Here is a 13,681-nt window from a genome sequence, read left to right on the forward strand (position 1 = left end):
GCCCCCGTGCAAAAGGGGGAATGGTGCGACGCGCCGGCTAGCCCCGTGCGGTTTCAGATTGATGCCGTTTCGATGACAGTTTGGCGGCACTACCCCAGATTATGCGTCATCAAACCGTCATGGATGGCGCCGGCCTGCCGCGCGCAGTCGAGCGCCAGCAGCCGTTCCAGCAACCAGCTGCGCGCCGGCCCGGCCGGGCTGTCGCGCCGCCATTGCGCGTGGATCGGATAGGTGATGCTGTCGCCTTCCGGCATGGCGAGGTGGACCAGACGGCCACTGGCCAGGTCATCGGCCACGACATGGCGGGGCATGTTGCCCCAGCCGATGCCCTGGCGCAGCAGGGCATGCTTGGCGCCCAGATCGCCCAGCCGCCAGGTGCGCGCCGCCAGGACCGAGAAATCGCGTCCCTGGGTCAGCGCGGAACGATCGGTGAGGACGAGCTGGAGATATTGCCGGCCCGTGCCTGGCGCCACCGCGCTCATCCTTGCCAGCGCGTGGCCGGGGGCGGCCACCGGCACCAGCTCGACCGCGCCAATGGCGATGCGATCGAGTGCGGGATCATCGACCAGCACCGCGCCGGTGATCGCCAGGTCTGCCTGGCCATCGAGCAGTTGCCCGGGCACGGCCCCGAGTGCCTCGACGTGCAGGCGCAGATCGACGGTGGGGAACGCCACCAGGAATTCCTGCAAGAGATGGGCCAAGGCCTCGGTCGGGAACATGACGTCCACCGCCAGGGTCAATTCGGCCTCGAGCCCCTGGTTATGCCCGCGCACGCGGGCCATCAGCGCATCGACATCGTCGGCCACGGCACGCGCACTGGCCAGCACGGCGCGGCCGGCATCGGTCAGCTGCGGCTTGCGCGATCCCTCGCGGTCGAACAACACGACGCCCAGCTGTGCCTCGAGATTGGCAATGCCATAGCTGACCACCGAGATCGCCCGGCCCAGCCGGCGCGCGGCGCCGTTGAACGTCCCCTCATCGACCACCGCCAGAAAGATGCGGATCTGGTCAATGCTGGGCTGGCCTACATCCATGCCGCGCTACTCCATTCAACGAAACTGAACATTCTTATCCGAAATATGGGGATTTTAGAAAAGGACAAAAGCCGCCAGACAGCACGCGACGCATTCCACCACCGCTTTTGCCCCAGAAGGATTCGATCCCATGACCACCCGCACTGCCGATCCCCGCGTACTGCCCCTGATCGTGGACCGCTGGTCGCCGCGCGCGTTTGACGGCGCCGCCGTTCCGGCTGAAGACCTTGCGGTGATCTTCGAGGCAGCGGGCCTGGCGCCTTCGGCATTCAACTATCAGCCCTGGCGGTTTCTCTATGCCGTGCCCGGTGATGCCAACTGGGCTGCGTTCCTCGACATCCTGATCCCGTTCAACCAGGGCTGGGCCAAGGATGCCGGCGCGCTGGTGTTCATCGTGTCGGACGAATCGATGCGCAAGGACGATGGCACCGCCAATCCCAACCACAGCCACAGCTTTGATGCTGGCGCGGCCTGGGCCATGCTGGCGTTGCAGGCCACCGCGCTGGGCTATCACACCCATGGCATGACCGGGATCGATTTTGCCAAGGCACGCGACGTGCTGGGCGTGCCCGAAGGCTGGCGCGTGGAAGCGGCCGTGGCCATCGGCCGCCAGGATAGCCCGGAAAAGCTGCCCGATTTCCTCAAGGAACGCGAAGCGGCGAGCGGGCGCAAGCCGGTGGCCGAAGTGGCCGTTGCCGGAACCTTCGCCAGCCTGCCCGCCTGATACGCCAAGGCGAAACGGTTCCCTCTGCGGCAACGGCCAGTGGGATGTAGAGCACATTTCGTCGCATTGGCCGGGGCGCGCCCTTGGCAGCGGCGGGAACCGACGCCACGTTGGACCCCATAGCATAACGCAATTGTTTGTTTCGGGGTCTCGCAATCATGACATTTGGCAGGCGCCAGTTCCTTGGCGCACTTGCCGGATCGGCGGCCTCGGCGCTGTTTCCGCGCGCGGCGGCAGAAGCGATTGCGCCTATCCAGGGTTCGAACGGTGCCTGGGCACCCGGCCTTGGCCCCGGCGCAGCCACGCTTCCTCCCCCCTCGCCCGCGGCAGACAGCCCGGCTCTGCTGACCCGCGCTCTTGGTGCACTGCGCGAACATGGCAACCATGTTGCCGCGCAAGACGTGATCGGCATCGTCGATTTTTCCGCCCCCTCGCGGGAGGCGCGCTTCCAACTGGTCGATGTGGCCAGCGGCCGGGTCTTGTCCTCCCACCTCGTGGCGCATGGCCGGGGTTCCGATCCTGCCAACAAAGGCTGGGTGGAACGGCTTTCGAACGAATACGGTTCGGAAGCATCGTGCAGCGGCAGCTTCCTGACCGGCGACACCTATTACGGGCGGCATGGTCGTTCGCGCCGGCTGATCGGCCTCGATCCGGAAAACAATCTGGCGCAGATGCGCGGTATCGTGATCCACGCCGCCAGCTATGTTGGCCCCGACATTGCCAACATGCAGGGCCGCGTTGGCCGCAGCCAGGGCTGCTTTGCCGTGTCGAACACCGATATCGATCGTGTGCTGGGGCTGCTCGGCCCTGGCCGGCTGCTCTACGCCGCGCGCTGAGCCAGCGCGTGGCGGTGCCGCGAATTGCCGCCTGCGCCACGACCAGAACAACCCACCAAAACGCAGCACGCGCACATCGGTTCCCATGATCACCCGAAAGGGTGCTAACGTGGGTTAAAGCTTGCCTCACAAGCCTTTCTGTGATCCCGACAGACATTCTCCCGCGGGTTGCTGCTACTTGTCACAAAGTGTCGCAGGGCGTTGCCAAATCGGCTTTCGTCCACTTTGGCCGACAAGGCTGTGCTACGCGGCCCTGCGAATCATACATGTCGGTGAAATAATGTTGCACAGTCTTCCGGTTGCTCCCTCCTTCCGGTTCCCGGCCCTTCGCCTGGCGGCCACCCGCGCGCTTACGCCCCTGGCCCTGGCCGCCCTGCCCCTGGGCGCCACGCTGATGCTGGCCGGTTGCGGCAAGGGCCAGGAAGGCCCGCCCAAGCAAGACGCGCAGGTTGGCTATATCGTGGCCACGCCCACGGCCGTGCCGGTGTCCACCGAGCTTTCCGGCCGCACCGTGGCCAGCCAGATCGCCGAGGTGCGCCCGCAGGTGACCGGCATCATCATGGACCGCCTGTTCACCGAAGGCAGCATGGTGCGCGCCGGCCAGCCGCTCTACCAGATCGACTCCCGCAGCTATGCCGCCACGGCAAGCCAGGCCGCCGGCAATCTGGCCGCCACCCGCGCCACGGTGGAATCGCTGCGCCTCAAGGCCGAACGCTACAAGGTGCTGGCTGACCAGGGCGGCATTTCCCGCCAGGACGCCGCCGATGCCCTGGCTGCCTACAACCAGGCGCGCGGGCAGGTCATGGCCTATCAGGGCGCGTTGCAGGCCGCCAAGGTCAACCTGGGCTTTACCCGCATCCTCGCGCCGATCAGCGGCCGCATCGGTGTGTCCAGCGTGACCAAGGGCGCGCTCGTCACCTCCAGCCAAACCGATGCGCTGGCCAAGATTCAAAAGCTGGACCCGATGTGGGTCAATATCCAGCAATCGAGCAACGATTACATGGCGCTGCGCCGCGCGCTGCAATCGGGCAAGCTGTCGGCCGATGGCTCGGCCCCGGTCAAGGTGATCCTGGCCGATGGAACCGAGTGGCCGGTGGAAGGCCGCCTCAACTTTGCCGACGTCGATGTCAACAGCCAGACCGGCACGGTGATTCTGCGCGTGACGGTGCCCAATCCCAAGGGTGACCTGCTGCCCGGCCTGTTCGTCAAGGCGCGGCTGGTCCAGGGCATCGTGCCCAACGGCATTCTGGTGCCGCAGGGCGCGGTCAGCCGCACCCCGCGTGGCACGGCCACGGTTCTGGTGATCAACGCCAAGGGCCAGGCGGAAACCCGCGACGTGACCGCCGAAACGCCCGTGGGCAACAACTGGCTGGTGACCAGCGGCCTGGCCGCCGGTGACAAGGTGATCACCGAAGGGCTGATCAAGGCCAAGCCAGGCGCCAAGGTCAAGGGCACGCCTGCGACGGCTCCTGCCGCTGCGCCCGCTGCTGATGCCACCCCCGCCCCGGCCAGCGCGGGGGCAAAGTAACGCCCCATGCTGTCGCGCTTCTTTGCCAATCGCCCGATCTTTGCCTGGGTCATCGCTATTGTGGTGATGGCTGCGGGCGCGTTTTCCATCACTACCATGGGGGTGGAACAATACCCCGACATTGCCCCGCCAACCGTTTCGATCAGCGCCACCTACAACGGGGCTGATGCGCAGGCGGTGGAAAACAGCGTGACGCAGGTGCTTGAGCAGCAGCTCAAGGGCATCGACGGCATGCTCTATTTCACCTCGACCAGCAGCAATGGCTCGGCCAACATCACCACCACGTTCGAGAAGGGCACCAACCCCGATACGGCGCAGGTGCAGGTGCAGAACGCCATTTCGCGCGCGACCAGCCGCCTGCCCACCGTGGTGCAGCAGCAGGGCGTGACGGTGACCAAGGCGCAGAATGACCAGCTCTTGGTCATGGCGCTTTATGACACCACCGGCCGCAGCACCAATGCCGACATCGCCGACTATCTGACCACGCGCATCCAGGACCCGCTCTCGCGCGTCGAAGGCGTGGGCTCGGCCGACGTCTATGGTTCGTCCTATGCCATGCGCATCTGGCTCGATCCGGCCAAGCTTGCCGCGGTCAACCTGATGCCGTCCGACGTGAACGCCGCGCTGACCGCGCAGAACACCCAGGTCGCCGCCGGCGAAGTGGGTGCCCTGCCCGCGCCGCAAGGCCAACGTCTGGACGCTACGGTCACCGCGCGTTCGCGCCTGCAGACGGTGGATGATTTCAAGAAGGTCATTCTCAAAACCAGCGCCGATGGCGGCGAAGTGCGCCTGTCCGACGTGGCGCGCGTGGAGATGGGCCAGGAAAGCTATTCCTCGATCAATACGCTCAATGGCAGTGCGGCCACCGGGATCGCGGTCAGCCTTGCCTCGGGCGCGAACGCGATGAAGACGGCGCAGCTGGTCAAGGCCAAGATCGACGAGCTGGCCAAGTCCATGCCCGAAGGCTACCAGATCTCCTACCCGCGCGATTCCAGCACCTTCGTCAAGATCTCGATCGAGGAAGTGGTCAAGGCCCTGCTCGAAGCGATCGCGCTGGTCGTGGTGGTGATGTTCCTGTTCCTGCAGAACTGGCGCGCCACGCTGATCCCGGCGATCGCGGTTCCGGTGGTGCTGCTCGGCACCTTCGGCATCCTGGCGCTGCTGGGCTATACCATCAATACGCTGACCATGTTCGGCCTGGTGCTGGCCATCGGCCTGCTGGTCGACGATGCCATCGTCGTGGTCGAAAACGTCGAGCGCGTGATGCACGAGGAGCATCTTTCGCCGCTCGATGCCACGGTCAAGTCGATGGGCGAGATCACTTCGGCGCTGATCGGCATCACCCTGGTGCTGACCGCCGTGTTCATCCCCATGGCCTTCTTTGGCGGATCGACTGGTGCGATCTATCGCCAGTTCTCGATCACCATCGTTTCGGCGATGGGGCTTTCGGTGCTGGTCGCTTTGATCCTGACCCCGGCACTGTGCGCCACGCTGCTCAAGGCGGAGGAAAAGCCGCACGGCCGCTTCTTCACCGGCTTCAACCGTCGCTATGACCGGTTGCAGGAAGGCTATCAGAACCGTCTGGGCGGGATCGTGGGCCGCCCCTTGCCGTGGATGCTCGCCTTCGTGGCGATCATCGGCGCGATGGTGTTCCTCTATACCCGCCTGCCCACCAGCTTCCTGCCCGATGAGGACCAGGGCCAGTTGATGATGAGCTATACCCTGCCGGTCGGCTCCACCATGGAGCAGACCCAGGCCGTGGCCAAGCAGGCACAGGATATTATCCAGCAGACCGAAGGCAACAATATCCGCGCGGTGTTCATCATCGCCGGGCGTGGCCAGGGTGGCTCAGGCCAGAATACCGGCCAGGGCTTCATCCTGCTCAAGGATTGGGACGAGCGCGCCGGCAGCGACAACAGCGCCGCGGGCATTTCCGCCCGCCTCAACAAGCTGTTTGCTCAGAAGCTGGGCAGCAAGGCGCAGATCTTTGTGCTGTCGCCGCCGGCCATCCGTGGCCTTGGCAACTCGGCCGGGTTCGACATGTATCTGCAGGACAGCGCCGGCCAGGGCCGCACCGCGCTGACCGCCGCGCGCAAGCAGTTGGTGGACGATGCCAACGGCAGTGGCCGCGTGGCGCAGGCCCGCCTGCAGGGCCTGGAAGATACGCCGCAGCTCAACGTGGCGCTCAACGACGAGGCGATCACCGCCTTCCAGATCGCGCCGGCAGACGTGAACTCCACCCTGTCGACTGCCTGGGGCGGCACCTATGTCAACGACTTCGTCGACCGTGGCCGTGTGAAGAAGGTCTTCGTCCAGGGCGATGCGCCCTATCGCAGCAAACCGCAGGACCTGGGCCAGTGGTATGTGCGCGGGTCTGACGGGCAGATGGCGCCGTTTGCCGCCTTTGCCCAGACCAACTGGACCGTCGGCGCCCCGGTGCTGCCGCGCTTCAACGGCATTGCCGCGCAGGAAGTGGTGGGCAATCCGGCCAATGGCATCAGCTCGGGCCAGGCCATGCAGACCATGGAAGACCTCGCCGGCAAGCTCAATGGCGGCTACAGCGTGGCGTGGGCGGGCCTGTCGTATCAGGAACGCGCCGCCAGCAGCCAGACCGGCCTGCTCTATGGCGCGTCGATCTTCTTCATCTTCCTGTGCCTGGCGGCGCTCTATGAAAGCTGGTCGGTGCCGGTGTCGGTGCTGCTGGTCATTCCGCTCGGCGTGATCGGCGCCGTGCTCGCCGTGACGCTGCGCGGGTTCAACAACGACATCTATTTCCAGGTGGCGCTGCTCACCACCATCGGGCTTTCGGCCAAGAACGCGATCCTGATCGTGGAATTTGCCGAGGCAGCGCTGCATCGCGGTGTTGCCCCGATGGAAGCCGCACTGGAAGCGGCGCGGCTGCGCTTCCGCCCGATCATCATGACCTCGGTGGCGTTCATCGCCGGCGTCATTCCGCTGGCGGTGGCGAGCGGGGCCGGCGCCAACGGCCGCCGCGCGATCGGCACTGGCGTGCTGGGCGGCATGCTGTCGGCCACGCTGCTGGCGATCTTCCTGGTGCCGCTGTTCTTCGTGCTGGTGAAGCGCGTCTTCGCTCGCGGTAAGAACGGCAAGGACACGCCCCCGGCCGATAGCCACGCCATGGACAAGGAGCCGCAGGCATGACCGCGCCCATCGTGAAAACCGCCCGGGCCGCGCTGTGCGGCGTGGCCGTGATGGCGCTTGGCGCCTGCAACCTGGCGCCCAAGTATGTGCGCCCCGATCTGCCCGTGGCGCCCAGCCTGCCCCAGGGCGCCAGCTATCCCACGCTGGCCGATGGCGCCGGCGGGGTGGATGCGATCGGCTGGCAGGCGTTCTTCACCGACCAGCAGTTGCGCGACACGATTGCCCTGGCGCTGTCGAGCAACCGCGACCTGCGCAGCGCGGTGGCTGCCGTGGCGCAGGCGCGCGCCACCTATCGCGTCGATCGCGCCGCGTTGGTGCCCACGGTCACTGCCGGACCCAGCGCCTCGATCTCGCGCAACAGCACGATCCGCAGCGAAAACTACGAGGTAAGCGGCAACGTGTCGGCCTATCAGGTCGATCTGTTCGGCAAGCTGCGCAACACCAGCAAGGCCGCGTTCGAGGCCTATCTGGCCAGCGACGAAGGGCGCAAGGCCACCCAGATCACCGTGGTTTCGGAAACCGCCACGGCCTGGCTGACCCTGGCCGCCGATCGCGACGCGCTCGCCGTGGCCCAGGCCACGTTCGCCTCGCGCAGCAAGACCCTGCAATTGACCCAGCAACTGGAAGCCAATGGCGTGGGCACCAAGCTGGCCATCGCCCAAGCCCAAACCGCGCTGGACACCGCGCGCGCCGATGTGGCGGACTATACCACCTATGTGGCGCAGGATCGCAACGCGCTGGAACTGCTGGTGGGCGCCCCCGTGCCCGAAACACTGTTGCCCAAGACCCTGGGTGACGGGCGCCAGACCCTGGCCAGCCTGCCGGTGGGCCTGGGGTCTGACGTACTGCTGCGCCGGCCCGATGTGCTGCAGGCAGAGCATACCTTGAAAGCCGCCAACGCGCGCATTGGCGCGGCCCGTGCAGCGTTCTTCCCGTCGATCTCGCTGACCGGCCTGCTCGGCCTCGCCAGTTCGAGCCTGTCGGGGCTGTTCAACGGCGGCACCTTTGCCTGGTCGGCCAGCGGCAGCGCCACGCAGACGCTGTTCGATGGCGGCGCCAATGCCGGCAACCTCGCCTATGCCAAGGCGAGCCGCGATGCGGCGGTGGCGGCCTATGAAAAGTCGATCCAGACCGCATTTCGCGAAGTGGCCGATGCCCTGGCCCGGCGCGGCACGATCGACGACAAGGTGGCCGCGCAGGAAAGCAATCTTGCCAACGCCGAAAAGGCGGCACGCATCACCCAGTCGCTCTATCAGAACGGCATCAACACGTTCCTGGAACCGCTCGATGCCGAACGTACCGCCTACACGGCGCGGCAGGCGCTGGTCACCGCGCGGCTGGCGCGAGCGACCAACATGGTCACGCTGTATGAAGTGCTCGGCGGCGGGCTGACGCCCTGATCGGGGTGCCGATCGGTCCGTAACGGTCGGGTTGTGGCTGCATCGATCCTTGCCGCAGCGCAGCAGGACAGGAACACTAAGGGCATCGGGACAAGGCCGCGCGCGGCCGTTCCGGTGCCCTTTTCTGTTCCGGTCCAAGGACGCTGCCTGCGATGTCGCTCTCATCCGCTTCCCCTGCCCCGCTCGCCGAGGACCTACCGGCCGGCATGTCGGCAGCGCGGAGGCCGTTGCGCGTGGCGCTACTCAACGTGAAGTACAGCCCCAACCTGGGCGATGGGCTGCTGGCCGAATGCCTTGAGCGCGAACTGGCCCATGCGCTGGGCGGGGCCGATGTCTATTCGATCGACATTGCCGGGCGCCATGGCTGGTCGGCCGCATCGGCGGGGCGGCGGCGGCGCATGCTGGCCGTGCTCGAGGCGGTGCCACCGGCGCTGCGCCGCGTGATGGCTGGCGTTGCACTGATGGCGTTGAGCCGGCTGGCGCTGCGCCGGCATGTCGCCCGCGCTCTGCACGGGGCCGATGCCGTGGTGATCGGCGGGGGCAACCTGTTGACCGATGCCGATCTCAATTTCCCGATCAAACTACGCAGCGCCGCCTCAGAGGTTGCCCGGCGTGGACTGCCCATGGCGGTGCATGCCGTGGGCGCCAGTGCGCACTGGTCGCCGCGCGGGCGGGCGCTGTTTGCCCGTGCGCTGGCCCGCCGCCCGCTGGCCCATGCCGCCGTGCGCGATGAAGCCAGCCGCCTGGCCTGGGCCGGCCAGTTGGAAACCCGCGGCGCCGTGGCGGCAGAGGTGGTGGGTGATCCCGGCCTGCTTGCCAGCCTGCACTATCCGCGCGGGTCTTCCCCCGCTGCGGAGGCAGTCCTGGCCACCGGCGCCCCGCGCGAACGCCGCGTGGGGCTGTGCATCACCGACCCCTTGGCGCTGCGCTATCACGTGGGGCAGCATCACGGCGCAGCGGCGCAGGCTGCTGGCGCCTTGCAGGATGCGGCGGTGATCGACTGGTACGGCGCGCTCGCCACCGCCCTGGTGCAGCAGGGGCTGCACGTGATCCTGTTCACCAACGGCAGCCCGGAAGACCGCGCTTGCCTTGCCCGCAACGCGCCGCGCTGGACGGCAGAACGCGCCGCCGCAGATTGGCGCGGCGGTGTGGCGCACCAGGGCCAGGGGCGTGTCAGCATGGCCGCGCCTTTTGCCACGCCGGCCGATCTGGCGGGGTTCGTTGCCGGATGTGATCTGGTCATCGCCCACCGCATGCATGCCTGCATCGCCGCCCATTCGTTTGCCGTGCCCACCATCGGGCTGACCTGGGATGACAAGCTCGCCAGCTTCTTTGCCCTGGCCGGGCGCGCCGCCTATGCCGTCGATGGCCCGGCGATGACGGCGGCCGCGATGGTAAACCTCGCGCACGCAGCCCTGGCCGAAGGGGTGGACCGCGCGGCGCTCGCCAGCCTGATCAGCCGCACCCGCGCCGATGTGGCACGGCTGGCCCGGCGCCTGGCCCATGCAGCGCAGCCTCGCCTTGCCAAAGGCCAAACGCCGCACCCGCGCGCGACGGCAAGTGCCACCGCAGTGGTGCCGGCCTGATGCGCGGGACGACGATCGACCGTATCGTGGTAATCAACGATCTGGCGCGGCCAATGGGCGGCGCCAGTGCGCTGGCGCTGTCCTCGGCCCGCGCATTCCGCGCGCTCGGGCATGACGTGACGCTACTGGTGGGCGATGCCGGCGATGATGGCAGCCTGGCCGCCGCGGGCATCGCATGCGTTGCGCTGGGCCAGGGACGGCTGCTTTCCCGCCCCCGGATGGAGGCCGCGTTGGCCGCCTTGTGGAACCGCCGTGCGGCGCAGATGGTGGCGCGCTGGATCGCGCAGCATGATACGCCGCGCACGGTCTATCATCTGCACGGCTGGCTGCAGATCCTGTCTCCCGCCGTGTTCCATGCGCTGGCTCCGGTGCGCGATCGCCTGGTGATTTCCGCGCATGATTTCTTCCTCGCCTGCCCCAACGGTGCCTTTGCCGATCTGCGCACCGGGCAGCCCTGCCCGCTGGTGCCGCTCTCGCGCGCGTGCATCACCGCCAATTGCGACCGCCACAGCCGCAGCCACAAGCTGTTGCGGGTGCTGCGCCATGCGATCCAGACGCGGGTGTTCGATCCGGCGCATGCGCCGCCAGTCCTGGCGATCCATGCCGCCATGGCGCCGCTGCTGATGCGCGCCGGTATTCCCGCACAGGCGATCCACGCGCTGCCCAACCCGGTGGCGCCATGGTCGCCCACGCGCATCGCCGCCGAAACCAACCGCGAGGTGCTGTTCGTTGGCCGGCTGGAGGAAACCAAGGGGCCAGACCTGGCCGTCGCTGCCGCCCGCGCCGCCGGGGTGCCGTTGCGCCTGGTGGGTAGCGGCGCGCTGGAGGCGACGCTGCGCGCCCGCCATCCCGAGGCGCGCTTCAGCGGGCGCCTTTCCCCGGCAGAGATCGCCCGCGTGGCGCAGCGCGCCCGGTTGCTGGTGATGCCCAGCCGCTATCCCGAACCCTATGGCCTGGTGGCGATGGAAGCGGCGCGCTCGGGCATTCCGGTGATCCTGCCGCCCACCGCGCTGCTGGTGGACGATCTGGTGCGCCATGGCGCTGGCCTGGCCATCGATCCGCGCGATACACCAGGCTTTGCCGCGCAACTGGCTGCATTGGCGCAAGACCACGCCCGCATCCGCGCGATGAGCGAGGCAGCCTTTGCCCTGCCCGATGATCTGGCGCTATCGCCCGATGCCTGGGTTGGCCGCCTGCTTGATTTCTATGCGGCGCGGCTGGCCGCCCGGTCCGTGGCAGAACACGCCCAGGCGCAGGATCAGCCGTGCGACGAGCGGCGCCAGCGTGCCGCCGACGGGCCAGACGCATCGCCACCATCAGCCGGTTGGCCCGGCCTTGGCCGCACTGGCCGCACCCGGCCATTGAGCACGGCCGAACTGGCCAGCGGCGCGCGCCGTTCGAGATCGCGCAGCAGCGAATAGGGATGGCTGCGCGCCAGGCTGCGCCAGTGCTGGATCTTGACGGACAGCAGCACCACCGCCAGCGCCGCGACCGATACCGCCCAGCGCCACACCTGCATTTGCCCCGATTGCGCGGCAGCCAGGAATTCGGCCACGCTCATCCACACCGCCTGCGCGCCGAGCAATTCCGAACTCGGCTGGTCCGGCACGGCCAAAAGGATCAGCAGCCCTAAAACATAGGCCATGATCGCCGTACTCTCGGCCGATGCCCAGCCGGTGACATAGCCGGCGGTCATCAGCGTGGCCATGGCGAGCGCCAAGGCGCGGCCAAGGCGGACGAGTTGCACAGGAGCAAGGCGGGCAAGCAGGTGGTTCACCCTGCCATGGGTGGCACAGCAGCCATCAACGAATGCTTGCGCACGATCGTTAATGCCCAGGCATATGCGCTACGCACAACGCCTGAGGGAGACTATCCCGGCTTTGGCAGCAATCTGCCCTGCGCCTTCGGCATGCCAGACCGCTGAATCGCTTGGATTTGACCTGATCGCGTGATCCCCAACATGCCGTGACCGCCAGGATGCCGCGCCAAGTGCCTCGGCAATGGGGGCGATTGCTGCCGCGAGGGATGCGCCCCGGTGATACCAGTCAGCCCATGGCTATGGCGGCAGGAGGCATGGTGCAACAGCAGCGACAGGGGGGTGGCGCGCTTGCCCATCCGGCAACGGCAGGGCGGGTGCGCCGGTGCCGCTGGGGGCGCTTGGCAGCGCGGTGGGGTTCGCTTGCCGGGGCGCTATCGTGGCCGATGCTCGCCGCCGGGCAAAACGCGCCAGAGCGCCGCGCCGGGCCGGAAACCGTGGAGAACCGCATCCGCCCGGGCATGGAGGGCACCGGGCTCGTGGCCGGATCGTTGCGCATCCTGCCCACGGTGGCGTTCGGCGTAGTGGCGACAGATGATCTCTATGCCCGCCGCGTGCCGCGCGTGGCCGATGTCGGGGCCAACCTGGCCCCGGCCGTGACCGTGCAATCGCAATGGAACCGCCATTCCCTGACGCTGCGTGCCGATGGCCTGTTCGAACGCTATGCCCGCCATGGCGCCGAAGGCACCGATCGCTATGGCGCCGGCGCTGCCGGGCGGATCGACATCGGGCGCGATACGCGGGTGAACCTTGACGCCGCGATCGATCGCCGGATCGAGGCGCGCGGCACCACCGGCGACACGCTGTTCGGCGTCAAGCCGATCGCCTATCGCCAGGTAAGCCTGGGCGGCAGCGTGGAGCAAGCCGTGGGCGCCACCCGCCTGGCATTCGACCTGCGGTTCGATCGCTTCCACTATTTCAACCGGCATGATGGCAACACCACCATCGTGCTTGCCCCGCGTGATTACCAGGCGCTGGCCGGCGGGGCCAAGCTGGTCCGCCCGATCTCTTCGGCGGTGGCAGTATCGCTCGCCCTGCGCCTCAACAGCACGCGCTATCCCCATGAAGATCGCACGCAGCCCAGCCGGCGCGGCCATGGCTATGCCGTGATGGCCGGCATTGCCTTTGGCCAGGATCGCCTGCTCGAAGGGCAAGTGGCGCTGGGCTATCTGCACCAGCGCTTCGCCAGCCGGGCCTATCCCACCATCGCCGGGCTGGCATACGACGCCAATGTCCAATGGCACGTCACGCCATTGACCACGGTGTCGCTCGCCGCCGACAAGACGATCCAGCGCTCCCCAATCATCGATGTTGCGGGAATCGAGCAGCAGCAGTTCAGCCTGGGCGCCGCGCACGAATTGCTACGCACGCTGATCCTGCGCCCCAGCGTGAGCTATACCATCAACCGCTTCCGCGGCGGGGCGCGGGTCGATCGCTACGCCAGTGCCGGGCTTGCGGCCACGTGGCAGGCCGCACCCCATGTCATGGTGGAAGGGGCGCTGCGCCATGCCCTGGGCCGCACCAGCGCGCCCGTGGCCAAGCCGCGCGAATATGACCAGAACCGCGCCACGATCACCTTGAAATACGTGTTCTGA

9 protein-coding genes are annotated in these 13,681 nt (G+C 67.5%); 8 read left to right on the plus strand and 1 reads right to left on the minus strand.

The genetic code is table 11. The annotated features are described in order from the left end of the window. Positions 1-89: 89 nt before the first annotated feature. Positions 90-1,034 carry a LysR family transcriptional regulator gene (locus C8K14_RS03400; protein WP_107715686.1) on the minus strand — a complete coding sequence of 315 codons (945 nt, stop codon included), beginning with the start codon at positions 1,032-1,034 and terminating at the stop codon, positions 90-92. Between the two features lie 130 nt (positions 1,035-1,164). On the opposite strand from C8K14_RS03400, the gene C8K14_RS03405 reads away from it, so the two are divergent. The 8 genes from C8K14_RS03405 (at position 1,165) to C8K14_RS03440 (ending at position 13,681) form a co-directional block, all read left to right on the plus strand. After that, the gene (locus C8K14_RS03405; protein WP_107715687.1) at positions 1,165-1,758 is read left to right on the plus strand and encodes a nitroreductase family protein; all 594 of its coding nucleotides are present in this window, start codon (positions 1,165-1,167) and stop codon (positions 1,756-1,758) included. Between the two features lie 158 nt (positions 1,759-1,916). Beyond that, positions 1,917-2,594, plus strand: coding sequence for a murein L,D-transpeptidase catalytic domain-containing protein (locus C8K14_RS03410; protein ID WP_022677364.1), 678 nt, complete (start codon positions 1,917-1,919; stop codon positions 2,592-2,594). A 280-nt stretch (positions 2,595-2,874) separates the two neighbouring features. Continuing rightward, complete coding sequence (locus tag C8K14_RS03415) at positions 2,875-4,122, plus strand: efflux RND transporter periplasmic adaptor subunit (RefSeq protein WP_233250878.1); 1,248 nt, start codon at positions 2,875-2,877, stop codon at positions 4,120-4,122. A gap of 6 nt (positions 4,123-4,128) precedes the next feature. After that, positions 4,129-7,284, plus strand: coding sequence for an efflux RND transporter permease subunit (locus C8K14_RS03420; protein WP_107715688.1), 3,156 nt, complete (start codon positions 4,129-4,131; stop codon positions 7,282-7,284). Next, complete coding sequence (locus tag C8K14_RS03425) at positions 7,281-8,684, plus strand: efflux transporter outer membrane subunit (protein ID WP_054131959.1); 1,404 nt, start codon at positions 7,281-7,283, stop codon at positions 8,682-8,684. Before C8K14_RS03420 ends, C8K14_RS03425 begins: the two co-directional genes overlap by 4 nt. A gap of 152 nt (positions 8,685-8,836) precedes the next feature. Further along, the gene (locus tag C8K14_RS03430) at positions 8,837-10,270 is read left to right on the plus strand and encodes a polysaccharide pyruvyl transferase family protein (RefSeq protein ID WP_233250879.1); all 1,434 of its coding nucleotides are present in this window, start codon (positions 8,837-8,839) and stop codon (positions 10,268-10,270) included. Beyond that, a complete protein-coding gene (locus C8K14_RS03435) occupies positions 10,270-11,691 on the plus strand; it encodes a glycosyltransferase family 4 protein (protein ID WP_107715690.1) in 1,422 nt (473 codons plus the stop codon). The genes C8K14_RS03430 and C8K14_RS03435 overlap by 1 nt, the downstream gene beginning before the upstream one ends. Before the next feature lie 736 nt (positions 11,692-12,427). Beyond that, positions 12,428-13,681 (plus strand): outer membrane beta-barrel protein, encoded by a 1,254-nt coding sequence (locus C8K14_RS03440; protein ID WP_158271858.1) that lies wholly within the window; start codon positions 12,428-12,430, stop codon positions 13,679-13,681.

Origin of the sequence: Novosphingobium sp. GV079, from assembly GCF_003058045.1 — a bacterium.
Classification (GTDB): domain Bacteria; phylum Pseudomonadota; class Alphaproteobacteria; order Sphingomonadales; family Sphingomonadaceae; genus Novosphingobium; species Novosphingobium capsulatum.

What these genes read in the sequence shown, in the direction of transcription:
- C8K14_RS03400 (WP_107715686.1), bottom strand. Translation starts at nt 1,034, where the DNA reads ATGGATGTAGGCCAGCCCAGCATTGACCAGATCCGCATCTTTCTGGCG.
- C8K14_RS03405 (WP_107715687.1), top strand. Translation starts at nt 1,165, where the DNA reads ATGACCACCCGCACTGCCGATCCCCGCGTACTGCCCCTGATCGTGGAC.
- C8K14_RS03410 (WP_022677364.1), top strand. Translation starts at nt 1,917, where the DNA reads ATGACATTTGGCAGGCGCCAGTTCCTTGGCGCACTTGCCGGATCGGCG.
- C8K14_RS03415 (WP_233250878.1), top strand. Translation starts at nt 2,875, where the DNA reads ATGTTGCACAGTCTTCCGGTTGCTCCCTCCTTCCGGTTCCCGGCCCTT.
- C8K14_RS03420 (WP_107715688.1), top strand. Translation starts at nt 4,129, where the DNA reads ATGCTGTCGCGCTTCTTTGCCAATCGCCCGATCTTTGCCTGGGTCATC.
- C8K14_RS03425 (WP_054131959.1), top strand. Translation starts at nt 7,281, where the DNA reads ATGACCGCGCCCATCGTGAAAACCGCCCGGGCCGCGCTGTGCGGCGTG.
- C8K14_RS03430 (WP_233250879.1), top strand. Translation starts at nt 8,837, where the DNA reads ATGTCGCTCTCATCCGCTTCCCCTGCCCCGCTCGCCGAGGACCTACCG.
- C8K14_RS03435 (WP_107715690.1), top strand. Translation starts at nt 10,270, where the DNA reads ATGCGCGGGACGACGATCGACCGTATCGTGGTAATCAACGATCTGGCG.